Annotated in this window: 23 protein-coding genes, 2 tRNA genes and 1 riboswitch; of the genes, 16 read left to right on the top strand and 9 right to left on the bottom strand. The window is 52.1% G+C overall.

What is annotated here, in order from left to right:
* Positions 1 to 6: 6 nt before the first annotated feature.
* From arsC to crcB, 5 genes are all read left to right on the top strand, one after another.
* Positions 7 to 435, top strand: a complete 429-nt coding sequence (gene arsC, locus B9Y90_RS01890) for a glutaredoxin-dependent arsenate reductase (RefSeq protein WP_085540039.1) — start codon at positions 7 to 9, stop codon at positions 433 to 435.
* Positions 436 to 471: 36 nt separating this feature from the next.
* Positions 472 to 541, top strand: a riboswitch (Fluoride riboswitch).
* An 80-nt stretch (positions 542 to 621) separates the two neighbouring features.
* Entirely contained in the window at positions 622 to 1,533 is a 912-nt protein-coding gene (locus tag B9Y90_RS01885) for a DHHA2 domain-containing protein (RefSeq protein WP_085540038.1), read from the top strand.
* The gene (locus B9Y90_RS01880; RefSeq protein ID WP_085540037.1) at positions 1,530 to 1,961 is read left to right on the top strand and encodes a universal stress protein; all 432 of its coding nucleotides are present in this window, start codon (positions 1,530 to 1,532) and stop codon (positions 1,959 to 1,961) included. The genes B9Y90_RS01885 and B9Y90_RS01880 overlap by 4 nt, the downstream gene beginning before the upstream one ends.
* A 10-nt stretch (positions 1,962 to 1,971) precedes the next feature.
* Positions 1,972 to 3,261, top strand: coding sequence for a phosphopyruvate hydratase (gene eno, locus B9Y90_RS01875; protein WP_085540036.1), 1,290 nt, complete (start codon positions 1,972 to 1,974; stop codon positions 3,259 to 3,261).
* A gap of 54 nt (positions 3,262 to 3,315) precedes the next feature.
* Positions 3,316 to 3,693 carry a fluoride efflux transporter CrcB gene (gene crcB, locus B9Y90_RS01870; protein WP_039294176.1) on the top strand — a complete coding sequence of 126 codons (378 nt, stop codon included), beginning with the start codon at positions 3,316 to 3,318 and terminating at the stop codon, positions 3,691 to 3,693.
* Between the two features lie 41 nt (positions 3,694 to 3,734).
* On the opposite strand, the gene arsA is transcribed toward crcB, so the two are convergent.
* The 7 genes from arsA to B9Y90_RS01835 all read right to left on the bottom strand — a co-directional run bounded on the left by arsA (position 3,735) and on the right by B9Y90_RS01835 (position 8,437).
* Positions 3,735 to 5,504 carry an arsenical pump-driving ATPase gene (arsA, locus tag B9Y90_RS01865; protein ID WP_085540035.1) on the bottom strand — a complete coding sequence of 590 codons (1,770 nt, stop codon included), beginning with the start codon at positions 5,502 to 5,504 and terminating at the stop codon, positions 3,735 to 3,737.
* A gap of 19 nt (positions 5,505 to 5,523) precedes the next feature.
* Positions 5,524 to 5,886, bottom strand: a complete 363-nt coding sequence (locus tag B9Y90_RS01860; protein WP_085540034.1) for an arsenic metallochaperone ArsD family protein — start codon at positions 5,884 to 5,886, stop codon at positions 5,524 to 5,526.
* 74 nt (positions 5,887 to 5,960) lie between these two features.
* A complete protein-coding gene (locus tag B9Y90_RS01855) occupies positions 5,961 to 6,506 on the bottom strand; it encodes a sigma-70 family RNA polymerase sigma factor (protein WP_085540033.1) in 546 nt (181 codons plus the stop codon).
* A 217-nt stretch (positions 6,507 to 6,723) separates the two neighbouring features.
* A tRNA-Tyr gene (locus tag B9Y90_RS01850) sits at positions 6,724 to 6,808 on the bottom strand.
* 25 nt (positions 6,809 to 6,833) lie between these two features.
* Positions 6,834 to 6,918 (bottom strand) — tRNA-Tyr (locus B9Y90_RS01845).
* A 157-nt stretch (positions 6,919 to 7,075) separates the two neighbouring features.
* Positions 7,076 to 7,918, bottom strand: a complete 843-nt coding sequence (gene purU, locus B9Y90_RS01840) for a formyltetrahydrofolate deformylase (protein ID WP_085540032.1) — start codon at positions 7,916 to 7,918, stop codon at positions 7,076 to 7,078.
* A 63-nt stretch (positions 7,919 to 7,981) separates the two neighbouring features.
* Positions 7,982 to 8,437, bottom strand: a complete 456-nt coding sequence (locus B9Y90_RS01835) for a YchJ family protein (RefSeq protein ID WP_085540031.1) — start codon at positions 8,435 to 8,437, stop codon at positions 7,982 to 7,984.
* 114 nt (positions 8,438 to 8,551) lie between these two features.
* On the opposite strand from B9Y90_RS01835, the gene rssA reads away from it, so the two are divergent.
* The 4 genes from rssA to B9Y90_RS01815 all read left to right on the top strand — a co-directional run bounded on the left by rssA (position 8,552) and on the right by B9Y90_RS01815 (position 13,031).
* Entirely contained in the window at positions 8,552 to 9,460 is a 909-nt protein-coding gene (gene rssA, locus B9Y90_RS01830; RefSeq protein ID WP_085540030.1) for a patatin-like phospholipase RssA, read from the top strand.
* An 81-nt stretch (positions 9,461 to 9,541) separates the two neighbouring features.
* A complete protein-coding gene (rssB, locus tag B9Y90_RS01825) occupies positions 9,542 to 10,555 on the top strand; it encodes a two-component system response regulator RssB (protein ID WP_039294161.1) in 1,014 nt (337 codons plus the stop codon).
* Positions 10,556 to 10,757: 202 nt separating this feature from the next.
* Entirely contained in the window at positions 10,758 to 11,666 is a 909-nt protein-coding gene (gene galU, locus B9Y90_RS01820) for a UTP--glucose-1-phosphate uridylyltransferase GalU (RefSeq protein ID WP_039294159.1), read from the top strand.
* A gap of 24 nt (positions 11,667 to 11,690) precedes the next feature.
* Complete coding sequence (locus B9Y90_RS01815; RefSeq protein ID WP_039294157.1) at positions 11,691 to 13,031, top strand: UDP-glucose dehydrogenase family protein; 1,341 nt, start codon at positions 11,691 to 11,693, stop codon at positions 13,029 to 13,031.
* 757 nt (positions 13,032 to 13,788) lie between these two features.
* On the opposite strand, the gene hns is transcribed toward B9Y90_RS01815, so the two are convergent.
* Positions 13,789 to 14,196, bottom strand: a complete 408-nt coding sequence (gene hns, locus B9Y90_RS01810) for a histone-like nucleoid-structuring protein H-NS (protein ID WP_008454242.1) — start codon at positions 14,194 to 14,196, stop codon at positions 13,789 to 13,791.
* Positions 14,197 to 14,750: 554 nt separating this feature from the next.
* On the opposite strand from hns, the gene tdk reads away from it, so the two are divergent.
* Positions 14,751 to 15,356, top strand: a complete 606-nt coding sequence (gene tdk, locus B9Y90_RS01805) for a thymidine kinase (RefSeq protein ID WP_039294155.1) — start codon at positions 14,751 to 14,753, stop codon at positions 15,354 to 15,356.
* A 116-nt stretch (positions 15,357 to 15,472) separates the two neighbouring features.
* Here the strand turns inward: tdk and adhE are convergent, their stop codons facing one another.
* Positions 15,473 to 18,145 carry a bifunctional acetaldehyde-CoA/alcohol dehydrogenase gene (adhE, locus tag B9Y90_RS01800; protein WP_039294153.1) on the bottom strand — a complete coding sequence of 891 codons (2,673 nt, stop codon included), beginning with the start codon at positions 18,143 to 18,145 and terminating at the stop codon, positions 15,473 to 15,475.
* A 476-nt stretch (positions 18,146 to 18,621) separates the two neighbouring features.
* On the opposite strand from adhE, the gene B9Y90_RS01795 reads away from it, so the two are divergent.
* The 6 genes from B9Y90_RS01795 (at position 18,622) to oppF (ending at position 25,679) form a co-directional block, all read left to right on the top strand.
* A complete protein-coding gene (locus tag B9Y90_RS01795; RefSeq protein ID WP_039294151.1) occupies positions 18,622 to 19,269 on the top strand; it encodes a YchE family NAAT transporter in 648 nt (215 codons plus the stop codon).
* Positions 19,270 to 20,072: 803 nt separating this feature from the next.
* Complete coding sequence (oppA, locus tag B9Y90_RS01790) at positions 20,073 to 21,704, top strand: oligopeptide ABC transporter substrate-binding protein OppA (protein WP_039303723.1); 1,632 nt, start codon at positions 20,073 to 20,075, stop codon at positions 21,702 to 21,704.
* A 108-nt stretch (positions 21,705 to 21,812) separates the two neighbouring features.
* On the top strand, positions 21,813 to 22,733 hold the full coding sequence (oppB, locus tag B9Y90_RS01785; protein WP_008454251.1) for an oligopeptide ABC transporter permease OppB: 921 nt from the start codon (positions 21,813 to 21,815) through the stop codon (positions 22,731 to 22,733).
* Between the two features lie 12 nt (positions 22,734 to 22,745).
* Complete coding sequence (oppC, locus tag B9Y90_RS01780; protein ID WP_085540125.1) at positions 22,746 to 23,654, top strand: oligopeptide ABC transporter permease OppC; 909 nt, start codon at positions 22,746 to 22,748, stop codon at positions 23,652 to 23,654.
* 10 nt (positions 23,655 to 23,664) lie between these two features.
* Positions 23,665 to 24,678 (top strand): ABC transporter ATP-binding protein, encoded by a 1,014-nt coding sequence (locus B9Y90_RS01775; RefSeq protein WP_039294150.1) that lies wholly within the window; start codon positions 23,665 to 23,667, stop codon positions 24,676 to 24,678.
* Positions 24,675 to 25,679 carry a murein tripeptide/oligopeptide ABC transporter ATP binding protein OppF gene (gene oppF / locus B9Y90_RS01770; RefSeq protein WP_039294149.1) on the top strand — a complete coding sequence of 335 codons (1,005 nt, stop codon included), beginning with the start codon at positions 24,675 to 24,677 and terminating at the stop codon, positions 25,677 to 25,679. The genes B9Y90_RS01775 and oppF overlap by 4 nt, the downstream gene beginning before the upstream one ends.

Raw genomic sequence — 25,679 nt, 5'->3', positions numbered from 1 at the left:
CCTTCTATGAGCAACATTACGATTTACCACAACCCTGAGTGCGGCACGTCCCGCAATACGCTGGCAATGATTCGCAACAGCGGCACGGAGCCCACGATTATCTATTACCTCGAGACGCCGCCGTCCCGTGAGGAACTTGCCGGGCTGTTGACCGACATGGCGATCGGCGCCCGTGAACTGCTGCGTAAAAACGTTGAGCCTTATGAAGTATTAGGACTGGAGAAAGGGGAGTTCAGCGAGGATCAACTCATTGAGTTGATGGTGCAGTACCCGCTGTTAATTAACCGACCGATTGTAGTGACTGAGCGGGGGACGAGACTTTGCCGTCCTTCGGAGCGTGTGCTGGATATTCTGCTGGAAGCACAGCAGGGCGCGTTCAGCAAAGAAGACGGCGAGCAGGTTGTGGATGAGCGGGGCCAGCGCCTGAAACCGTAAAACCCGCTTGAAACCCTGGGGGGAAGGGTTCACAATGCTTCGCAAGGTGATGGCGTTCCACCTTCCCCAACCGCCTCGTTCAGAGGCTGATGACGCCTGGTATGACTCTTTTAATCCAAGAGGCATGTCAGGCTGGTCAGCGTTTACCCCCCGGCTCTGCATGCTTCCCTTAACAGGGCTCGAGCCATGATACATGTTATTGGTCACCTTCATCCCGACAGCGATGCCGTTTGCAGCGCCGTGATGGTTGCTCGCTGGTTAACGCTGCGGGGCCGGACGGCACAGGCGTGGCGCTGCGGTGAGGTTAACCGTGAAACTGAACTGATTTTCTCCCGCGCCGGGCTTCCTCTGCCCGAGCTTCTCTCGTCTCCTCTGAGCAATAAAGACATCTGGCTGGTGGATTTTAACGAGCCAGGGCAAGGGCCAGACTCGCTTACCACCGGCAATATTGTCGGAATTATCGATCATCACCGTTTGGGCGGGCTGATAACCCGGCTGCCGCCAGAGGTGTGCATTAAACCCGTGGGCAGCACGGCCACGGTACTCTGGCAGCTTATGGACTCCCGACTTCGGGCTGGGATCTCTGCCAGCGAGGCTATTTTGCTCCTCGGTGCGCTGCTCAGTGACACTGTCACACTACGTTCGCCCACAACCACGCCTGAGGATCGGCTGGCAGCGGATGAACTGGCCGGGCGCATCGGCATCGATTATGAAGAGTTTATCGCCGACTTGCTGACGGCCAAGACATCTATTGCCGGGTTGAGCGCGAGGGAGCTGTTGCACAAAGATCTCAAGAGTTTTGACATCAACGGTGTTCGGCTAAAAATTGCGCAGCTGGAGCTACACTCTCTCACGCAACTTGCCCCTCTGCAGGATGCTCTACTGGAAGAAATGACCCGGCATGCAGCCGACGCCGATGTCGATCTTGTCGTGTTGATGGTGACCGACATTAATGCCGGGTTTTCCGAACTCTATTTCTCCACATCTTCATTGATTTCCGGGGCGCAGCCCCGCGTGATGCCCGGCATGATGAGCCGCAAAAAACAGCTTCTCCCCTGGCTGCAAAGCCAACTCAATCCTGCCTGGAGTCCGCTATGAGTCTCTATTCCCACGTTCTCGTACTTATTCAGGGCAAGACTGACGGACTGGTGCTGATCCAGCATGCCGCTCGCCTTGCCGGGGTGCTGCCTGTCCAAATCACGCTGGTACACATTAGCGAAGACTACCGGGAGATGAATTATGTCTCCGATGCGCGAATGGATGACAACGTATCTGCCGACCTGATTCAGGCGAAAGCGTTGTTTAGCGAGCTGGTGCGTTCCGTAAACGTGCCGGTAAAAACGCGAGAGCTGGTGACGTTGAACCGCTTTGAAGACGTTGAAAAGTGCATCTCGTCACTGGGAGTGGACCTGGTGATGGCCGGGCATCGCAATCGCTGGCTGGGGCAGATCTCTTCTGATTCGATGGAATACGTCAATCATCTGAATGTTGACGTGTTGATTAAACATATCGATGGCAAAAAATGAGGTAATCACCATGAATTTTACGCTGGATAAAATTGTTGCTCGTGAAATTTTGGATTCCCGTGGTAACCCCACGGTTGAAGTTGATGCTTATACCGCTGGCGGCGTGATGGCCCGGGCATCGGTTCCGTCCGGTGCCAGCACTGGTTCAAGGGAAGCCATTGAGCGACGAGATGGCGATAAACAACGCTATAACGGTAAAGGTGTGCAGAATGCCGTGCATTCAATCAACACTGAGATTCATCAGGCACTTGTGGGCGTTGATGCCCGTGAACAGCGGGAGGTAGATGACATTCTGCTGGCGCTGGACGGCACGGAAAATAAGGCGCGGTTGGGGGCCTACGCCATTCTCGGCGTGTCTCTGGCCGTGGCGCGACTTGCCGCTCAGGTGACCGGCCAGCCGCTGTTTCGTTATCTCGGCGGGCTGAGGGCAAATCTCTTGCCGGTTCCCTGCATGAATATTGTTAACGGCGGGGTGCATGCCCGTGGGCAGGGGGCGGATTTTCAGGAGTTTATGATTGCGCCGCATGGGGCGGGCAGTCTGACCGAAGCCGTTCGTCAGGGGAGTGAAGTCTACCAGGCGCTTCGCCAGATCCTGCTGGATAACAATCTCTCTGCGGCAGTCGGGGATGAGGGCGGATTTGCCCCGGCGGTGTCCTCTAATAAACAGCCGTTGCAGTTTATCGTGCAGGCGATTGAGAAAGCCGGCTACCGGCCTGGGGAAGATATCAGCATCTGTATCGATCCTGCTTCCAGCGAATTCTATACCGAGGGTAAATACCATTTAAGAACGGAAAGGTGCACGCTTAGCGCCGAAGAGATGACGAGCTATTATGCCGAGCTGCTAGGCCAGTTTCCGATTGTGCTGCTTGAAGATGGGTTGGCCGAGAATGACTGGGCAGGCTGGAAACACCTGAACCAAAAATTGGGCAACAGGGTCGAGCTGGTGGGCGACGATCTCTTCGTGACTAACGTGAAATACATCCGACGTGGCATAGAAGAGAACCTGGCTAACGCGGCGCTGATCAAGCTGAACCAGATAGGCACCCTAAGCGAAACCTTTGACGCGGTGGCACTTTGCCAGCAGCACGGCTGGGGAACGTTTATTTCGCACCGCAGCGGTGAAACGACGGACAGCTTTATTGCCGACATGACGGTTGCCCTGCGTGCGGGGCACCTGAAAACCGGCGCGCCTTGTCGGGGCGAAAGGGTAGAAAAATATAATCAGTTGATGCGAATTGAACAGGCGCCAGGCGCCGATGCGCATTTTGCCGGTCGTGGCGCTTTTATTCATAAAAGCTAAAAGCAAAGTTCTTATTTAACAACACCGTATCGTTTAGATCTTTTTGAGGGAAATATGGTTAAACCACTGTTTGCAGTTATTGTTGGCGGCTCAGCTGGGTGTGTGATTCGCTGGCTCCTTGCGTTACGTCTGAATGGCCTTTTCCCTCATTTGCCCCTCGGCACGCTGGCGGTCAACCTGTTGGCCGGGTTGATTATCGGTGGCGCGTTGGCTTTCTTTCTGCGCCAGCCGCATCTGGACCCTATGTGGAAACTGCTGATCACCACTGGCCTGTGCGGCGGTATGAGTACCTTCTCAACCTTTTCTGTTGAGTTATTTTCGCTGCTGCAGGGGGGAAATTATGCCTGGGCGATGGCGTCTGTTTTCGCTCATGTGCTGGGTTCACTGCTAATGACCGCGGTCGGTTTCTTTGTCATAAATGCCGTGATGTAACTTCTACGGACTCAGGCTACCTGAGTCCGCTTTTTTTAGGTTTAGTTTATCCCACTCAGTTTCTTCAGTCGTTCGATGCCCACCGGTTCTTCAGGCTGAAGCGGCGTGAGGGCTATGCGTCTGGCATGTTCGTTCTGAATTTCCTGAATAATTGGTATTTCTCTGCTGGCTCTGGCCTTCAGCAGTGGAGACGAGGGCTGCGCGGCGGAGAGGCTGTTGTTGATAATCCACGCCCAGGGCTCAATTGCGGCCCGTCGCAGATCGTTTTGCAGATTAACCGCCTCCAGCATCGGGGTTGTTTCCGCCAGCGTGACGATAATCACTTTGGTTTTCTCCGGGTCCTGCAGCTGCATCATCGGTGTGAGATAACGCTCTTCAGTATTGCCCATCTGACGCACCATCTCTTTGTGGTAGTTACCTGAGGCATCCAGCAGCAAAAGTGTGTGCCCGGTGGGCGCGGTGTCCATAATCACAAAATGGTCATCCGCCTCTTTGATGATACGGGAGAACGCCTGGAACACCGCAATTTCCTCGGTGCAAGGGGAACGCAGATCCTCTTCCAGCACGGCTCGCCCGGCGTCATCAAGATCTTTGCCCTGATTGTCCATTACAAAGCGGCGGTAGCGCTCGGTTTCTGCTTTGGGATCAATTCGACTCACCGTCAGGCCGGGCATGGCATCGGCAAGCGTATAAGAGAGATGCGCCGCCGGGTCGGACGTTGTCAGATGAACGTTATGTCCACGACTGGCCAATGCGACGGCCAGCGAAGCAGCAAGCGTGGTTTTTCCTACGCCGCCTTTGCCCATCGTCATCACCAGGCCTTTCCCCGAGAGACTTAATTCTTCTACCAGAGTGGAAAGCGGGGGCAGCGCTGGCGCAGTTGTCTGTGCCGGGATATCGGTGTATGAGGGCTGTTCATCAATGGGGTTAAGCAGCGCTCTCAGGGCATTAACTCCCACCAGGTTGAATGATTTTAGTGGTAGCCGGGTTTGCGGGAGCTGCAGCAGATTTTCAGGCATGGCCGCTAGCGCTTTTTCTTCCCGTGTCAGAATACTTTGCGCCAGCGGATCGTGCTCATCCGGCTGTGGCGTCAGCACGCCGTTAATGGCGAGGTGCTGATGCTTCAAACCCAGTTGAGAAAGTTCGTCGTGGGTGTGTGAAACCTCTTTCAGCGTGGAGGTTTGCGCGCGGGCCACCAACACCAGACGCGTCAGGTTTTCATCTGCCAGGACGGTGACAGCATTTGCATATTGATGCTGCTGTTTTTCAAGCCCAACCAGCGGGCCAAGATTAGCGGCGGCGTCCGGGTTAGCGTCCAGATAACCGCTCCATGCGCCCGGCAGTTCAAGCATACGGATAGTGTGGCCGGTGGGGGCGGTGTCGAACACAATATGCTGATATTTCTCGCGTAATGCTTCGCTGGTCAACAGTGCGGTGAACTCGTCAAAGGCGGCTATTTCGGTCGTGCAAGAGCCGGAAAGCTGCTCCTCTATGCTGCTTACGACGTCCGCCGGCATTTGATCCCGCACCGGATTAAGAACCCTGTCACGGTAAGCCTGTGCGGCAGCAAGCGGATCGACTTCCATCGCATCCAGGCCCGATACTTGCTCCACGGCCACGATTCGATGTCCGATCTGCTGATTGAATACCTGCCCTACGTTAGACGCCGGGTCGGTGCTCACCAGCAGCGTACGTTTCCCGCTGTCAGCCAGACGGACAGCCGTCGCGCAGGCCAGAGAGGTTTTGCCCACGCCGCCTTTGCCGGTGAAGAAAATAAACTGAGGGATGTCGGTTAAGAAAGACATTGCCATGATGTGCTCCTGAGATGAATTAAGGCAGACGGGGGATGGTGCAGCAGCCGGGTTCAGTGCTGTGTTGTTCCCAGTCCTGGGTGAAGGGGATGTTTGCCCAGCGGGCCAGATCCACGCGGTTCGGACGTTTACCTGCCAGGGCTAATACCCCATCGACCAGCACAACCGGCAGCACGCTGGAGCCAGACTCATTCAGGAGATTATTCACGGTGGGGTTATTGATAAAGCTGGCGGGATTTTTAGCCAGATTGTACCGCTGAATAGCGATACCGTTTTGCTTCGCCCAGTCGAGATCGGCGCTCCACTGCAGGTCGGCTTGCTGGACGTTTACGCTGCTGGTCGCGCAGCAGCCGGCTGCTTCATAAATTTCAATTCTGGACATGTTGTTTGCCTCAAAAGTAAGCCACAAAGTGTGGTATTGAGGTAAACGAACGAGGAAAGAAAAAGATGCAAAAATTAATGCATTTTTTTATGGCAGCAGACGGGGGAGTGTTCATCCGCTTCGATTTCACACAGATCAATCAGCTTTTGCTTCAGGCTTGATCTGGCGCGCAGCAGTCTGGATTTCAGGGCGCTCAGCGTCAGTTTGAGTTCGTCGGCAACGTCCTGCTGCGGGCGGCGATAAATATCGCATTGCTCAATAAGCCAGGCTTCACCTGCGGGAAGGGACTGGAGCGTTTCCGGCAGGCATTGTGCCAGGGAAGAAACCGGCTCAGCCAGAGAGAGTTCGGGAATCAGTGACTCAGGGACTTCAACGAATGTTTTTGCCTGACGATGTTCGTCAATCAGCAGGTTTCTCGCGGCGCGATAGAGCCAGGCTAAGGGATAATCCATCTCGCAGAATGTTCCGGCGTTAGCCCGGGCCTTTAAAAAAAGTTCCTGCAGCAGGTCTGCCGCTATGTCCGGATCGGCAGTTTTGGCTAACAGAAAGTGATACAACCCGGCCTGATGCTGAGGCCAGAAAGAGGCCATGCAGTGATTGAAGGTGTTTATATCAGGCATTTTATTTCCTCTGAATGAATACGGAAATAGCATAACGCAGTTCCGGGTGGGGCCGAAAGCGCTACGAATGAAGCGGGGAATCTGAGGTAGGAGAAGGATGACTGCGCAAGTGCGTTCTCACTGGCGTGAGTCGAACCTTAATCGAAGCTTCTCGTCCTTCCCCAACGGGGATCTGGAAGATTGTTCAAGTTTTGACGTTGAGATTTGTTCTGGAAGATGGTGGCGGGGGAAGGATTCGAACCTTCGAAGTCGATGACGGCAGATTTACAGTCTGCTCCCTTTGGCCGCTCGGGAACCCCGCCAGGGGTAATGCTTTGAATTTTGAGATGGTGGTGGGGGAAGGATTCGAACCTTCGAAGTCGATGACGGCAGATTTACAGTCTGCTCCCTTTGGCCGCTCGGGAACCCCACCACGGGGTAATGCTTGTTACTGGCCTGCTTCGCTGTGGAAGCGGGGCGCATCATATCAAATGAAGCGCCGCTGTAAAGCATTCACTTTAGGAAAATGAATCGTTTGCCGCTTTTTTACGCTGAGCGCCGCAAAGCTAACCAATTCATTTTCCGGGTGATTAGAGAATAATCGTGCGGTTACCGTAAACGAAGACGCGCTGGGCCAGCACTTCGTAGAGGGCCCGGCTTAGCACATTCTTCTCTACGTCACGCCCGGCACGCATCATGTCGTCGGCGGTGTAGGTGTGATCGACGTGAATCACGTCCTGCATGATGATTGGGCCTTCGTCCAGATTATCATTAACGTAATGCGCGGTAGCGCCGATAATCTTCACGCCGCGTTCGTACGCCTGATGATAGGGACGTGCGCCGATAAACGCCGGCAGGAACGAGTGGTGGATGTTAATTATCTGGTTCGGGAAGCGGGCGACAAACTCAGGCGTCAATACGCGCATGTATTTTGCCAGCACGACGTAGTCTGGTTTATGCGCGTCGATGGCATCAGCCATTTGCATGTCGTGCTCTTCGCGCGTCATCCCTTCGTGGCTGACTAACTGGAACGGAATCTCAAAACGCTCCACTAAGGTACGCAGGGTTTCGTGATTGCCGATGACGGCTGCGATTTCTACGTCCAGGCCGCCATAGGTAGATTTCATCAGCAAATCGCCCAGGCAGTGGGCTTCTTTGGTGACCAGAATAACAATGCGACGGCGCCCGGCAGGCGTGAGTTCACGAATTGAACCTTCCGGCAGCGCGCTGTCCAGGTCGGCCATCAGCGTGGTGTCGTTAAAAATGCCTTCAAGCTCGGTACGCATAAAGAAGCGGCCGGTACGATGATCGACAAATTCGTTGTTCTGAACAATATTGAGTTCGTGTTTGTAGCAAATGTTAGTGATTCGCGCGATGAGACCCTTCTGATCGGGGCAGATTGTGCGGAGAATTTTACGTTGTAGTGCCTGCATGAAGAGATAAATCCTGTTGAACGGTGTTTGCGAAACAATAATGCCGTTATGCGGTGAAGGCTATCATCCGCAGCATTTTTTATATTTTTTTCCTGAACCGCAAGGGCAGGGGTCGTTACGACCGAACTGCGGGCGGAGGCCGTCGATATAGTACCATTGGCCGCTTTCCCTGACGAAACGGGAACGTTCGATTATTGCGCTTTGCTTGCCGTTTTCCTGAAAACGGGCAACAAAGCTCACAAATCCTTCGTTGGCATCTTTGCCCTCGGCCTCTTCATATATAGTCAGGCCGAGCCATTCCGTGTCGCCGAAGCCGCTGGATATTTCTGATTTTAAAGACGGGCGGCGGCAGCTCTCATGCCAGCTTGCAACAAGATAATCCGCATCCTGCTTCACAAAAGCGGTGTAACGAGAGCGCATAAGCTGTGACGGGCGTTGCGGATGCTGGGCTGCGCTTAGGTAAGGCTGGCAACATAAGCTATACTCCAAACCGCTGCCACAGGAACAAAGTTGCAACATAATATCTCCAGGAAAAAATAAACGACGCCAATAATACGACGGCAGCACTTATGTTAACTGAGCGGTGGCGTTGGCGTCACGGAGTGATTACCGGGGAAGATTGACCGAGGCGTGATGAGACAGGTAAAGATCGGCCTGGCACTAGGGTCGGGTGCAGCCAAAGGATGGGCGCACATTGGCGTTATCAATGCGTTAAAAAAAGCAGGGATTCAGATTGATATCGTGGCAGGGTGTTCCGTCGGCGCGCTGGTCGGTGCCGCCTATGCCAGCCAGCGGTTGCCGGTGATGGAACGGTGGGTTCGCTCTTTCAGCTACTGGGATGTTCTGCGCTTGATGGATCTTTCCTGGCGTCGCGGTGGGCTGCTTCGCGGCGAGCGTGTGTTTAACAATGTCCGTAAAATCATTCCAGAAACCGCTATTGAGGGCTGTGGCATGAGATTTGGTGCCGTGGCCACCAACCTGAGTACCGGGCGAGAGCTGTGGTTTACCGACGGTGACCTGCATCAGGCTATTCGCGCTTCCTGCAGCATGCCGGGGCTGCTGTCTCCCGTTGCGCACAACGGTTATTGGCTGGTGGATGGCGCTATCGTTAATCCGGTGCCGATTTCGCTCACCCGCGCGCTGGGTGCGGATATCGTTATCGCGGTGGATTTACAGCACGATGCACATTTGATGCAGCAAGATCTGCTGTCGGTGAATATGACGCCAGCCGGGGAAGAAAATCTGGTGCAGCCTGCGTCCTGGCGCAGTCGTTTACGGGAGCGTTTGGGGAAAATGACCCATCGTAGGGCGAACGTCACGCCGACGGCGATGGAGATCATGACCACCTCGATTCAGGTACTGGAAAACCGGCTCAAGCGTAACCGTATGGCGGGCGATCCCCCTGATATTCTTCTGCAGCCCTTTTGCCCACAGATTTCCACGCTCGACTTCCATCGTGCGTCCGAGGCGATTGTGGCAGGGAGTCTGGCGGTTGAGAAAAAAATGGATGAGCTACTGCCGCTGGTTCGTACTCATGATTAAGTTAATACTTAACCCGTTACTGACAGGCGCTCGTTGCGATACCGTGCCACTATTGAAATATTGCCAGGCAGAGGAATGCGCATGAGTTACCCGCTGGAAGGAAAACAGATCCTCATTGTTGAAGACGAGCCCGTTTTCCGCTCTCTACTGGACAGCTATTTGACGTCGCTTGGTGCAGGCACGCTGCTTGCGTGGGACGGAATGGATGCGCTTGAGAAGCTTGGGCAATTTACGCCGGACCTGCTGATTTGCGATCTGGCGATGCCAAGAATGAACGGACTCGAGCTGGTAGAGCATATCCGCAATGAAGGTAATCAAACACCTATTTTGGTTATTTCGGCGACGGAAAATATGTCTGATATAGCCCAGGCTTTGCGGCTCGGGGTGCAGGACGTATTGCTAAAACCCATTAAAGATCTTAATCGATTAAAAGAGACCGTACTCTCCTGTATCTACCCCGCAATGTTTAATTCACGGGTAGAAGAAGAGGAGCGGTTGTTTCAGGACTGGGACGCATTGGCACGGGATCCTCAGGCTGCATCGAAGCTGTTGCAGGAACTCCAGCCGCCGGTCCAGCAGGTTATGTCACGTTGCCGAATAAATTATCGCCAGTTAATCTCTGTCGACCAGCCTGGCCTGGTGCTCGATATTGCGCCACTTTCAGATAATGACCTGGCTTTTTATTGCCTCGATGTTACCCGCGCCGGCGATAACGGTGTATTAGCGGCGCTGTTACTCAGAGCATTATTCAATGGATTATTACAGGAACAGCTTTCCCATCAAGGGCAGCGTTTACCTGAGTTGGGTAATTTACTTAAACAGGTCAATCAGCTATTGCGTCAGGCAAACCTGAGCGGACAATTTCCGCTCATTGTTGGTTATTATCACAGCGGATTAAAAAACCTCATCCTGGTCTCAGCCGGGCTTAATGCAACCTTAAATACCGGCGAGCACCAAATTCAGGTCAGCAACGGCGTGCCGCTGGGTACGCTGGGTAACGCTTACCTCAATCAAATCAGCCAGCGATGCGAAGCCTGGCAATGTCAGGTGTGGGGTTCAGGCGGACGTTTACGCCTGATGTTGTCTGCGGAATAAACAACGGAACAACTGATTACATTTAGCTTTTTTCCTGGCACCCGGGCGGTGGTAATATCGCGCTCAACCTAATCGTATTTGTCTTAAATTAGCCGCTGCCGGAGTAAACGGGGGGCGGTTTTTGTTTTTAAGCTGATATACTCAACCGCGTTTTTAAATTGACGACAAGTGTGAAACTTGAACAGTCCTGGAGGTTTTTTCGATGGCTGCCATTAATTCTAAAGTAAGAAAAGCTGTTATCCCGGTTGCGGGGTTGGGAACTCGTATGTTGCCGGCAACAAAGGCAATTCCAAAAGAGATGCTGCCGCTGGTTGATAAACCGCTGATTCAGTATGTCGTTAATGAATGTATCGCTGCCGGTATTACTGAAATTGTGCTGGTTACCCACTCTTCGAAGAACTCTATTGAGAACCACTTCGATACCAGTTTTGAACTGGAAGCCATGCTTGAGAAACGTGTTAAGCGCCAGCTTCTGGAAGAAGTACAGTCTATTTGCCCGCCGCACGTCACCATCATGCAGGTGCGTCAGGGGCTAGCGAAAGGCTTGGGTCACGCCGTCATGTGCGCACACCCTGTTGTCGGTGATGAGCCGGTAGCGGTAATCCTGCCGGACGTAATTCTGGACGAGTTTGAGTCCGATCTTTCTCAGGACAACCTGGCTGAAATGATCCGCCGCTTTGACGCGACAGGAAACAGCCAAATCATGGTTGAGCCTGTTGCGGATGTGACTGCATATGGCGTGGTTGACTGCAAAGGTGTCGCACTTTCTGCAGGTGACAGCGTCCCTATGGTCGGGATTGTTGAGAAGCCTAAAGCTGACGTTGCGCCGTCAAACCTGGCCGTTGTCGGACGTTATGTCCTGAGCGCGGATATCTGGCCGCTGCTGGCGAAAACCCCTCCAGGTGCCGGGGATGAAATTCAGCTCACCGACTCTATTGCCATGCTGATGGAAAAAGAGACCGTTGAAGCCTACCACATGAAGGGCGTGAGCCACGACTGCGGCAACAAACTGGGTTATATGCAGGCGTTTGTTGAGTACGGTATTCGTCATAACACGCTGGGTGCGGACTTTAAAACCTGGCTTGAAGCCACCGTTGGCGCGAAGAAATAAGTTCATTCAACGCAGGATGGTAAGATGAAAGTTACCGTATTTGGTATTGGCTACGTTGGCCTAGTCCAGGCCGCCGTGCTCGCCGATGTTGGGCATGACGTCATGTGTATTGACGTAGATGCAAAGAAAGTGGAAAACCTTAAAAAAGGCGAAATCCCTATCTTTGAGCCAGGCCTTGCGCCGTTGGTGAAGAAAAATTATGAAGAAGGGCGCCTGCAGTTTAGTACCAACGCTGAAGAGGGCGTCAACCATGGTGAAATGCACTACATCGCCGTGGGGACTCCACCGGATGAAGACGGTTCCGCTGACCTGAAATATGTGACAGCCGTTGCGCGTACCATTGCGCAGTATATGGATTCACATAAAGTCGTCATCGACAAATCAACGGTTCCTGTTGGCACGGCAGACAAAGTGCGTGCGGTGATGGAAGAAACGCTGAAATCTCGCGGTCTGGAGATTAATTTTGATGTGGTTTCTAACCCGGAGTTCCTGAAAGAAGGTGCCGCGGTTGCCGACTGTATGCGTCCTGAGCGCATCGTCATCGGGACGGATAACGAAGAGGTGGTTGAGCTGCTTCGTGAACTGTATGAACCGTTCAACCGCAATCACGATCGCATGATTCTGATGGATATCCGCAGCGCCGAGCTGACCAAATACGCCGCTAACTGCATGCTGGCGACCAAAATCAGCTTCATGAACGAAATTGCTAACCTGGCCGAACGTCTCGGGGCTGATGTCGAGAAAGTTCGCATGGGTATCGGCTCTGACTCCCGGATTGGCTACAGCTTCATCTATCCTGGCTGTGGTTACGGTGGTTCTTGTTTCCCGAAAGATGTTCAGGCGCTGATTCGCACCGCGGAGCAGATTGGCTATACGCCTAAAATTCTGCAGGCGGTCGAAGAAGTTAACTATGCTCAGAAGCAAAAGTTGCCTGAATTCGTGACTCGCCACTTCGGCCAGGATCTCAAAGGCAAAACCTTTGCGCTTTGGGGACTGTCTTTCAAGCCGAATACAGACGATATGCGTGAAGCTTCCAGCCGCGTGCTTATCGAGGCACTTTGGGAACGTGGTGCACAGGTGCAGGCTTACGATCCGGAAGCCATGGACGAAACCCAGCGTATTTATGGTCACCGTAGTGATTTAAGGCTGATGGGGACCAAAGAGGCGGCCCTGCAGGGCGCTGATGCACTTGTGGTTTGTACCGAATGGCAGAGCTTTAAGGCACCGGATTTCGACCTCATGAAGAAGTCCCTGAAGCAACCGGTTATCTTTGATGGCCGTAACCTTTATGATCCAGAAAGACTGAATAAACGTGGTTTTGTTTATTACGCTATCGGTCGTGGTGCCTCCATTAATATCGTCTAAGAAATACCCACCTTTTGTTATTTAACGTGATCGGCACGACAGGACTCTCAGAGAGCCTGTGCGCTGCCGGTCACGATATCCATCTTTGGCTATCCGTAAGCTTTTAAATCCTCGCCACAGCTTGTCTACAGGCTATTTCAGCCCGTCATCGGTGCGTTTTGCTGACAGCCATCTAACGTCCTTATACTCCACGCCGGAATACAGTTTTGTGCTCGTTATTTAACCGTCTGGCCGCGATGTGTGCATAAAGGCTGGTCATCAGGTTAAATGGCAAAAGGATGAATATTCATGACTCAAAGGGCGGGAATATACTTAATCAAACTGAAGCGAGGTGGAACGGGAGGTTCCAGGCGGGTAGTTTTAAGAAGATTAAAACCACGTAAGCCATGCTTAATAATCATCGTTAATGAGATCTTTAGGCAGGAAGGCATTTCCTCAGGCTATGATTCAACATTATGTAGCAATGTTTACTTTTTAGTTGATACCGCTTACGGAGTATATCGGCTCAGGAAAAGGATTATCTTAACGTCAGATAAATCAGTTTCGGGCTTAACCTGATGATTAGCGAGCGAAATTAACTGTACTAAAGGACAGGTATTGTATCTAAAGATATTAGATACGATTCATTAATAAAGAAACGTAAGCTGTTATAGGATTGTTTTACTGAAGCAATGCATAGCCGGGGCATAAAAATGAGGTGCGTCACAAATAAAAAATCCCGCCGGAGCGGGATTCTTAATAAGCAGCACTGAGTGGATTACAGCAGGAAGTCTTCCAGTTTCTTACCTTGCTCATCCATTGCTTTCTTGATAACTGCTGGGGTACGGCCCTGGCCAGTCCAGGTTTTAGTTTCGCCGTTTTCGTCGATGTACTGGTATTTAGCAGGACGCGCAGCGCGCTTCGCTTTACCTGCAGATTTAACAGCAGCAATGCTGTTCAGCAGTTCGTTAGGGTCGATGCCGTCAGCAATCAGCATTTCACGGTATTGCTGCAGTTTACGAGTACGCTCTTCAACTTCAGCCGCCGCCGCATTTTCTTCTTCACGACGTTCGTTAACGACAACTTCTAATTTCTCCAGCATCTCTTCCAGAGTTTCCAGGGTGCATTCTCTTGCCTGGGCACGAAGAGTACGGATGTTGTTCAGAATTTTAAGTGCTTCGCTCATTGTAGTAATCTCAAACTTATTATTGGGGGGTGACGTTTGAGCTAATAATAGAGCGTTATATTAAGTTCTGCAATAGCCGTGAATGTAAGGAATTCAAAATTTGCTGATATATATGCGGCGGTTTAAATACCGTTAACTTAATTTCTGGCTTCCAGGCCACGCGAAATGGCACTTTAAGACTCAAATTTTAGACAACAACCCTGGCATCAAAAGGGTTTGTTGCAGGCAGAGAAAGATAGAAATTTCGCATTAATCATCAAATATCATGCGAGTGTATTAATGTTTATGAGCGCTGCAGGTCGTTTACAATTTATAATAATTGAGGTACTGAATAATTTCATGGGCGCGCGATAAACGTGCGGGAAGGCCTCCGCTGTAGCCGTTCCATATCTGCACGGCTACAACTATTACCCGCTGTATAAGCGGGATTTATTAATATATCTGATGCAATTAACCCGCATCTTTAGCAAGGTAATCGGCAATCCACTGATGTCGTACCGTGTGGTACAATCCGCCGAAACATAATTTACACTTTGATTCAGGCTACAGGTGCAATGGCTCAACTCTATTTTTACTACTCAGCAATGAATGCGGGAAAATCAACCGCGCTGCTCCAGTCCTCCTGGAATTACCAGGAAAGAGGAATGCGCACGTTGGTGTATACCGCAGAGATAGATAATCGTTTTGGTGTGGGAAAAGTCAGTTCGCGTATTGGCCTGTCTTCCCCTGCAAGGCTTTATAATTCGACCACGGATCTGTATGCCGACATTCGTGCAGAGCAGCAGTCTGCGCCCGTACACTGCGTGCTGGTGGATGAAAGCCAGTTCTTATCTAAAGAACAGGTTTATGCTTTATCTGACGTTGTCGATGAGCTTGATATCCCCGTTTTGTGCTACGGCCTGCGTACGGATTTTCGCGGTGAGCTATTCAGCGGCAGCCAGTACCTGCTGGCGTTGTCCGACAAGCTGGTTGAGCTGAAAACGATTTGTTTTTGCGGGCGTAAAGCAAGCATGGTGCTTCGTCTCGATCAGGACGGGCGACCTTATAATGAAGGTGAGCAGGTGGTGATCGGCGGTAATGAGCGTTATGTCTCGGTTTGCCGCAAGCATTATAAAGAAGCGCTAATTAAAGGCTCTCTGCAGGAGATGCAGGGCAGTTAATTTAAACGGGGCGTATTCCTTGCCTCGTTATTAAACGTGCCGCAGTGGCCTGTACATTGCGTTCAGGCATAAAAAAACCCGCCTTTCGGCGGGTTTTGTGTTTTAAGTGCTAATGTTTAAGCGGTCTTCTTCGCTTTTTTGTCAGCTTTTGCTGCAGGTGCGGCTTCTTTCGTCGCTACGCCTTCTACGAACTCACGGCCGTAGTAGGTATCCAGCAGAATTTGTTTCAGTTCAGAAATCAGCGGATAGCGCGGGTTAGCACCGGTACACTGGTCATCAAACGCATCCTCAGACAGTTTGTCGACGTGTGCCAGGAAGTCTGCTTCCTGTACGCCAGCCTCACGGATGGACTTAGGAATGCCCAGTTCAGCCTTGATGGATTCCAGCCATGCCAGCAGTTTCTCGATCTTAGCCGCGGTACGGTCGCCCGCTGCGGTTAGACCCAGATGGTCTGCAATTTCAGCGTAGCGACGACGAGCCTGTGGACGGTCGTACTGGCTGAAAGCAGTCTGTTTGGTTGGGTTGTCATTGGCGTTATAGCGAATGACGTTGGAGATCAGCAGGGCGTTCGCCAGACCGTGAGGAATGTGGAACTGAGAACCCAGTTTGTGAGCCATGGAGTGACACACGCCCAGGAAGGCGTTAGCAAACGCGATACCGGCGATGGTCGCGGCGTTGTGAACGCGTTCGCGGGCAACCGGGTTTTTAGAGCCTTCATTATAGGACGCTGGCAGGTTTTCTTTCAGCAGTTTGAGTGCCTGCAGAGCCTGGCCGTCAGAGAATTCGCTTGCCAGGACGGAAACGTAAGCTTCCAGCGCGTGGGTCACCGCATCCAGACCACCAAAGGCGCAGAGCGACTTAGGCATATCCATCACCAGGTTGGCATCAACAATGGCCATATCCGGGGTCAGTGCATAGTCGGCCAGTGGGTATTTCTGGCCAGTCGCATCGTCGGTAACAACCGCAAACGGTGTCACTTCAGAACCGGTACCGGAAGTCGTGGTCACCGCAATCATTTTCGCTTTTACGCCCATTTTCGGGAACTTGTAGATACGTTTACGGATATCCATAAAGCGCAACGCCAGTTCTTCGAAGTGGGTTTCTGGGTGTTCGTACATCACCCACATGATTTTGGCTGCGTCCATTGGGGAGCCGCCGCCCAGCGCGATGATCACGTCTGGTTTGAAGGAGTTCGCCAGTTCAGCACCTTTGCGAACAACGGTCAGGGTAGGGTCAGCTTCAACTTCGAAGAAGACCTCAGTTTCAACGCCAGCGGCTTTCAGCACGGAGGTGATCTGATCGGCATAGCCGTTGTTGAACAGGAAACGGTCGGTCACAATCAGCGCACGTTTGTGGCCATCAGTAATCACTTCATCCAGCGCAATTGGCAGAGATCCACGGCGGAAGTAGATAGATTTCGGAAGTTTATGCCACAGCATGTTCTCAGCTCGCTTAGCAACGGTTTTCTTGTTGATCAGGTGCTTAGGACCCACGTTTTCGGAGATGGAGTTACCGCCCCATGAACCACAACCCAGCGTCAGAGAAGGCGCCAGTTTGAAGTTATACAGGTCACCGATACCACCCTGAGACGCCGGGGTGTTAATCAGAATACGTGCGGTCTTCATTTTGTCACCGAAGAACTTAACGCGTGCAGGCTGGTTGTCCTGGTCGGTATAAAGGCAAGAGGTATGGCCGATACCGCCCATCTCAACCAATTTTTCCGCTTTGATCACAGCGTCTTCAAAGTTCTTAGCACGATACATGGCCAGCGTCGGAGACAGTTTTTCGTGAGCGAATGGTTCTGACTCGTCTACAACGGACACTTCACCGATGAGGATTTTAGTATCTGCTGGCACAGTGAAGCCTGCCAGTTCTGCAATTTTAGTGGCCGGCTGACCTACGATAGCGGCGTTCAGCGCGCCATTCTTCAGGATGATGTCCTGAACGGCTTTCAACTCTTTACCCTGCAGCAGGTAGCCACCGTGGGTCGCGAAGCGTTCACGTACTGCGTTATAAGCGGAGTCGACAACGATGACGGACTGTTCAGAAGCACAGATAACGCCGTTATCGAAGGTTTTGGACATCAGGATAGAGGCAACAGCACGTTTGATGTCTGCGGTTTCGTCAACCACAACCGGGGTGTTACCGGCGCCAACGCCGATAGCAGGTTTACCGGAGCTGTATGCTGCTTTAACCATGCCTGGGCCACCGGTCGCCAGGATCATATTGATATCCGGGTGGTGCATCAGGGCGTTAGACAGTTCTACAGACGGCTGGTCGATCCAACCGATCAGATCTTTTGGTGCACCGGCAGCGATGGCAGCCTGCAGCACGATATCAGCCGCCTTGTTGGTTGCATCTTTAGCGCGTGGGTGTGGCGAGAAGATAATGGCGTTACGGGTTTTCAGGCTAATTAAAGACTTGAAGATAGCGGTAGAAGTAGGGTTAGTCGTTGGCACGATACCGCAGATGATGCCGATAGGCTCAGCGATAGTGATGGTACCGAAGGTATGATCTTCAGACAGCACACCGCAGGTTTTCTCATCTTTATAAGCGTTATAGATATATTCGGAAGCGAAGTGGTTTTTAATCACTTTATCTTCGACGATACCCATACCGGATTCAGCGACGGCTAATTTAGCCAGGGGGATTCGAGCGTCGGCAGCGGCCAGGGCGGCAGCACGGAAAATCTTATCGACTTGCTCTTGAGTAAAGTTGGCATATTCACGCTGGGCTTTCTTTACGCGCTCTACGAGGGCGTTCAGTTCCGCGACATTAGTTACAGCCATAATGCTCTCCTGATAATGTTAAACTCTTTTAGTAAATAAGCTGCGCGAGTCGACAGTATAGTCAGCAGCCACAGAATGCGTGTTTAAGACAAAAAACTGTCATAAAAATGACCTGGATTCATGCGCTGATTTACTAAAAGAGCCTCATCTGAATAAGCTGTGTTAGTGGAGAAACCTGCTTTCCAGATGTGTCCAAGAGTACTCACTTCTGAGTAGGTTTTTCGTGATCTAAATCACAACTAATTGATGCTGACACCATTCAGCAGGCGCTATCCAGGTGATTGATAAATCTTTAAAAATTTAGTCACAGCGACGTCAAAACAAATTACCATAAATTCAACATTCAGGTAACAGTTCACCATAATGCTAAAATAAGTTGCTGTAGGTGCTGATTAAGTAAGGAAATAGCGTAGCGGCAGGGGTGTTTTTCCATTACATTACGCCTGCTTTTGCTTTGTTCATTTGCGGAGTTTTGCGTGGCTCAATCCTTTTTCGACCTGCCCACCTATATTAAGTTCTTTATCGGGATGTTTGCTCTGGTCAACCCGGTAGGGATCATTCCCGTATTTATTAGTATGACCAGTTACCAGAGTGCCGCAGCAAGAAATAAAACCAACCTCACGGCCAACCTCTCGGTGGCGATTATTCTCTGGACCTCGCTTTTTTTGGGTGACGGTATTCTGCAAGTTTTTGGTATTTCGATTGATTCATTTCGTATTGCCGGTGGGATTCTGGTTGTCACCATCGCGATGTCAATGATCAGCGGCAAGTTGGGTGAAGATAAACAGAACAAGCAAGAGAAGTCGGAGAGCGCGATTCGCGAAAGCGTGGGGGTTGTTCCGCTCGCATTGCCGTTGATGGCAGGGCCTGGCGCCATCAGTTCAACGATTGTCTGGGGAAGTCGCTATCATAACTGGGGCCACCTTCTGGGCTTCTCCCTTGCCATCGCGCTGTTTGCATTTTGCTGTTGGCTGCTGTTCCGTATTGCACCGTGGCTGGTACGTATGTTGGGGCAAACTGGAATCAACGTCATCACCCGTATTATGGGTTTGCTCCTTATGTCTCTGGGTATCGAGTTTATTGTTACCGGCGTCAGAGCCATCTTCCCTGGTCTGGCAAGTTAATTCCGCTGCCGCCTTCAAATGAAAAAGCAGAATCTCTATTCTGCTTTTTTTCTTTCAGTAGAAGAAAATTTCATCTGTTCGCTATCCTCATTATCGCAAAAGTAATTGCGAATCTTTCATAAGAAAATGCTTTGGAAAACCGTGCATTAGCGGTTGACGTTGTAACAAGCTGTACAGAAAAGTGGCGATCGAAATGATATTTAGCATCCGTTATGCAATCAGGCTTGCTGCGGGTTTATTGAGATGATATTAGTAATTCATGCCTTCCCGCAGAGGAATGTGCTAAAAAATAATCAATTGTTAATTTTTTGTGAGTGATGAAGCAGGCGATAAACCGACCTCCTCTCTAATGCAGTGATAGTATACTAACCCCATGATAATCAAGATTATGATTGGGTTTTTATAGACATCCTTTCTGCATGACACTCCCCACAATCTCTCCATAAAAGAGAAATGGTTAACAAATTTGCAAATTGTATTGGCGGGTATCTGAAGCTTTTGATACTTTCCGGGCAAAACAATTCGCTGAAAAATGTTTCTTTTGTAGATGAGAATGATTTCGCAGCGTAATCATGTCCTGCGAACAACTAAATCATGGCCGTCGACCACGCAATCGGCGGCAGAAAGAATCGACGTAATGAGGCTGCCAAATCGAGCGGCCCGAAAATAAAGTCGGTGATAGCGAAGCAGTAAGGAAAGCAGTATCCCGTACGGACGTTTAACGCTCCTGCGCTGTAAGGGACCCCTGAGGGGAAGAGGCCGGCTTTCGGGTCGGTAATTATAATGAGTGGAGTACCAACACAATGACAAATATCACTAAAAAAAGCCTGATAGCAGCGGGCATTTTAACTGCGCTGATTGCTGGCAATGTCGCGATGGCGGCAGATGTTCCGGCGGGTGTGCAATTGGCAGAGAAACAAGATCTGGTCCGTAATAACGGCTCAGAACCTCAATCTCTTGATCCGCACAAAATCGAAGGTGTGCCAGAGTCCAATATTAGCCGTGACCTGTTTGAAGGTCTGCTGGTAAGCGATCTGCAGGGCCACCCATCTCCGGGCGTCGCAGAGTCTTGGGACAACAAAGATTTTAAAGTCTGGACCTTCCACCTGCGTAAAGACGCTAAATGGTCCAACGGCGAACCTGTCACCGCGCAGGACTTTGTTTATAGCTGGCAGCGCCTGGCTGACCCGAAAACCGCTTCTCCTTATTCAAGCTATCTGCAGTACGGCCACCTGACCAATATCGACGATATCATCGCCGGTAAGAAGCCAACCAGCGATCTGGGCGTGAAAGCCATCGATGACCACACTCTGGAAGTCACGCTGAGCGAGCCGGTGCCATACTTCTACAAACTGCTGGTTCACCCATCCGTTTCTCCAGTGCCGAAAGCCACTGTTGAGAAGTTTGGTGACAAGTGGACCCAGCCTGCAAACATCGTGACCAACGGTGCATACAAATTAAAAGATTGGGTGGTAAACGAGCGTATCGTTCTGGTGCGTAACACCAACTACTGGAATAACGCGAAAACCGTGATTAACCAGGTGACCTACCTGCCAATCTCTTCTGAAGTAACAGACGTTAACCGCTACCGCAGCGGTGAAATCGACATGACGTATAACAACCTGCCGATTGAGCTGTTCCAGAAACTGAAAAAAGAAATCCCAACTGAAGTTCACGCCGATCCGTACCTGTGTACTTATTACTACGAGATCAACAACCAGAAAGCTCCGTTCACCGATCCTCGCGTCCGTGCGGCTCTGAAACTGGGCCTGGATCGCGACATCATCGTGAATAAAGTTAAAAACCAGGGCGACCTGCCGGCTTATGGTTACACTCCACCGTATACCGATGGCGCGAAACTGACTCCACCAGAGTGGTTCACCTGGTCTCAGGACAAGCGTAACGAAGAAGCCAGAAAACTGCTGGCTGAAGCGGGCTACACCAAAGACAAGCCGCTGACCTTCAACCTGCTGTACAACACCTCCGATCTGCACAAGAAGCTGGCTATCGCCGTGGCATCTATCTGGCAGAAAAACCTGGGCGTGAACGTCAAGCTGGAGAACCAGGAGTGGAAAACCTTCCTGGATACCCGTCATCAGGGGACCTTCGACGTGGCGCGTGCCGGCTGGTGTGCGGACTACAACGAACCGACTTCCTTCCTGAACACCATGCTGTCCGACAGCTCTAACAACACCGCGCACTATAAGAGCCCGGCGTTCGATAAGATCATTGCCGACACGCTGAAAGTGACCGACGAAGCCCAGCGTACCGCGCTGTACGAGAAAGCTGAGCAACAGTTGGATAAAGACTCAGCCATCGTCCCGGTTTACTACTACGTTAACGCCCGTTTGGTTAAGCCATGGGTAGGTGGTTACACCGGTAAAGACCCAATGGATAATGTCTACGTAAGAGACTTGTACATTATCAAACATTAATGGCAATTCGTGGGGCAGGAGCCACCGGTTTCGACCGGTGGATAAATTCTGCCCCATCGTGTCTTATTTACATCGCACTGCAAAGGCACAGGCCAGAAGGTACGGGCAATGTTGAAATTTATTCTACGTCGTTGTCTGGAAGCAATTCCGACACTCTTTATTCTTATTACGATCTCCTTCTTTATGATGCGTCTTGCACCGGGAAGTCCTTTTACCGGCGAACGTACGCTGCCGCCAGAAGTTATGGCAAACATCGAAGCGAAGTATCACCTTAACGATCCGATCACGACTCAGTACTTCAGCTATTTAAAACAGCTGGCGCACGGGGATTTTGGGCCGTCATTTAAATACAAAGACTATTCGGTCAATGACCTGGTGGCGTCCAGCTTCCCGGTATCCGCAAAATTAGGCGCAGCTGCTTTCATCTTTGCCATTGTGCTGGGTGTGACGGCGGGCGTGGTTGCGGCGCTGAATCAAAACACCAAATGGGATTACACGGTAATGGGCTTTGCCATGACGGGGGTGGTTATCCCCAGCTTTGTGGTGGCGCCATTGCTGGTACTGATATTCGCTATCACCCTGAAATGGCTGCCCGGTGGCGGCTGGAACGGGGGAGCGCCGAAGTACATGATACTGCCGATGATCGCCCTGTCTTTGGCGTACATCGCGAGCATCGCGCGTATTACCCGCGGCTCAATGATTGAAGTTCTGCACTCTAACTTTATTCGCACCGCTCGCGCTAAAGGCCTGCCGATGCGTCGTATTGTGCTGCGTCATGCTCTGAAACCTGCGCTGCTGCCGGTCCTGTCCTACCTCGGACCAGCGTTTGTGGGGATCATCACGGGCTCTATGGTTATTGAAACAATTTATGGCTTGCCGGGTATCGGTCAGCTGTTTGTTAACGGGGCGCTGAACCGTGACTACTCACTGGTTCTCAGCCTGACCATTCTGGTCGGTGCGCTGACGATTCTGTTCAACGCGGTCGTTGACGTGCTGTATGCCGTTATCGACCCGAAAATCCGTTACTAAGCTGGAGTGGCCATAATGTTGACTAAGAAAAACAGCGAGGCGCTGGAAAACTTCAGTGAAAAACTGGAAGTTGAAGGCCGTAGCCTGTGGCAGGATGCGCGTCGCCGTTTTATCCATAACCGTGCGGCGATCACCAGCCTGTTTGTTCTGGCGCTGATTGCGCTGTTCGTGGCGTTTGCGCCCGTTCTGTCGCAGTTTACTTACTTTGATACCGACTGGGGCATGATGTCGGCGGCCCCTGACATGGCATCCGGTCACTATTTCGGTACCGATTCGTCGGGCCGTGACCTGCTGGTGCGAGTCGCCATCGGGGGACGTATTTCCCTGATGGTCGGTATTTCTGCTGCGCTGGTGGCGGTAATTGTCGGAACGCTTTACGGCTGTCTGGCCGGTTATCTCGGCGGAAAAATTGACTCCGTGATGATGCGTTTGCTGGAGATCCTGAACTCCTTCCCGTTCATGTTCTTCGTTATTTTGCTGGTGACCTTCTTCGGGCAAAACATCCTGCTGATCTTCGTGGCTATCGGCATGGTGTCCTGGCTGGATATGGCGCGTATCGTGCGTGGCCAAACCCTGAGCCTGAAACGCAAAGAGTTCATCGAAGCGGCACACGTAGGCGGTGTTTCTACCCTCAACATCGTTCTGCGCCACATCGTGCCGAACGTCCTCGGCGTGGTGGTAGTTTACGCCTCGCTGCTGGTGCCTAGCATGATCCTGTTCGAATCTTTCCTGAGCTTCCTGGGCCTCGGCACGCAGGAGCCTCTGAGCAGCTGGGGAGCGCTGTTAAGCGACGGCGCAAACTCCATGGAGGTATCACCGTGGCTTCTGCTGTTCCCGGCAGGCTTCCTGGTGGTTACGCTGTTCTGTTTTAACTTTATCGGCGATGGCCTGCGTGATGCCCTCGACCCGAAAGATCGTTAAGGAGTCCTCCATGAGTACTATTGAAACCTCTCCGGTGGCCGCTCCACTGAACAAATCTGAAGTTCTGCTGGACGTTAAAGACCTGCGCGTGACCTTTGGCACGCCCGACGGTGACGTCACGGCAGTTAACGACCTCAACTTTAGCCTGCGTGCCGGTGAAACCCTCGGCATCGTCGGCGAGTCCGGCTCGGGCAAATCCCAAACGGCCTTTGCGCTGATGGGTCTGCTGGCGGCCAATGGCCGTATCGGCGGCTCTGCGAAATTCAACGGCAAAGAGATCCTGAACCTGCCGGAGTCGCAGCTTAACCGCCTGCGCGCCGAGCAAATCTCAATGATTTTCCAGGATCCCATGACCTCGCTGAACCCCTACATGCGCGTGGGCGATCAGCTGATGGAAGTGCTGATGCTGCATAAAAAACTCGGTAAGGCGGAAGCGTTTGAAGAGTCTGTGCGGATGCTGGATGCAGTAAAAATGCCGGAAGCGCGTAAACGCATGCGCATGTTCCCGCACGAATTCTCCGGCGGGATGCGCCAGCGCGTGATGATTGCCATGGCGCTGCTGTGCCGGCCAAAACTGCTGATTGCTGACGAACCGACTACTGCGTTGGATGTGACCGTTCAGGCGCAGATCATGACGCTGCTGAACGAGCTGAAGCGTGAGTTCAACACGGCGATCATCATGATCACCCACGACCTGGGCGTTGTGGCCGGGATCTGCGACAAAGTGCTGGTGATGTACGCCGGGCGTACGATGGAATACGGCAACGCGCGTGACGTGTTCTACAAGCCGGTGCACCCGTACTCCATCGGCCTGTTGAACGCGGTACCGCGTCTGGATGCGGAAGGTGAATCTCTGCTGACCATTCCAGGCAACCCGCCGAACCTGCTGCGCTTGCCGCAGGGGTGCCCGTTCCAGCCTCGCTGTCAGTTTGCGATGGAAGCGTGTAATAGTGCTCCGCCACTGGAGCAGTTTGGTGATGGCCGCCTGCGTGCCTGCTTTAGACCGGTGGAGGAATTAGTATGAGCACCGTTGCAGAAGAGAGAAAAGTTCTGTTAGAAATCGCCGATCTGAAGGTGCATTTTGACATCAAAGATGGCAAGCAGTGGTTCTGGCAACCTTCCAAAACCCTGAAAGCCGTCGATGGCGTGACGCTGCGCCTGTACGAAGGGGAAACCCTCGGCGTGGTAGGCGAATCTGGCTGTGGTAAATCGACTTTTGCCCGCGCCATCATTGGCCTGGTGAAAGCAACCGATGGCCGCGTCGCGTGGCTGGGCAAAGATCTGCTGGGCATGAAGCCGGAAGAGTGGCGTGACGTGCGCAGCGATATTCAGATGATTTTCCAGGATCCGCTGGCTTCGCTGAACCCGCGTATGAACATCGGCGATATCATCGCCGAGCCGCTGCTGACCTATCATCCAAAAATGCCAAAGCAGGAAGTACGCGACCGGGTGAAGGCAATGATGATGAAAGTCGGCCTGCTGCCAAACCTGGTCAACCGCTACCCGCACGAGTTTTCCGGCGGCCAGTGCCAGCGTATCGGCATCGCGCGCGCGCTGATTCTTGAGCCAAAACTCATCATCTGTGATGAGCCGGTCTCGGCGCTGGACGTGTCGATTCAGGCGCAGGTGGTTAACCTGCTGCAGAAACTGCAGCGCGAAATGGGGCTGTCGTTAATCTTTATCGCCCATGACCTCGCTGTCGTGAAACACATTTCGGATCGCGTGCTGGTGATGTATCTGGGCCATGCGGTGGAGTTGGGCACCTACGATGAGGTTTATCACAACCCGCTGCACCCTTATACCAAAGCGCTGATGTCGGCGGTGCCGATCCCCGACCCGGACCTGGAAAAGAATAAAACTATCCAGCTGCTGGAAGGGGAGCTGCCGTCGCCAATCAACCCGCCATCTGGCTGCGTGTTCCGCACCCGCTGCCCGATAGCCGGCCCGGAATGCGCCAAAACGCGGCCGGTGCTGGAAGGCAGTTTCCGCCATGCGGTTTCCTGTCTGAAGGTTGACCCGCTATAA

It is taken from the genome of Cedecea sp. NFIX57 (genome assembly GCF_900177785.1).
GTDB lineage: Bacteria > Pseudomonadota > Gammaproteobacteria > Enterobacterales > Enterobacteriaceae > Cedecea > Cedecea neteri_C.
The sequence above is the reverse complement of the archived record's forward strand: the minus strand, read 5'-3'. Positions and strand labels throughout refer to the sequence as shown.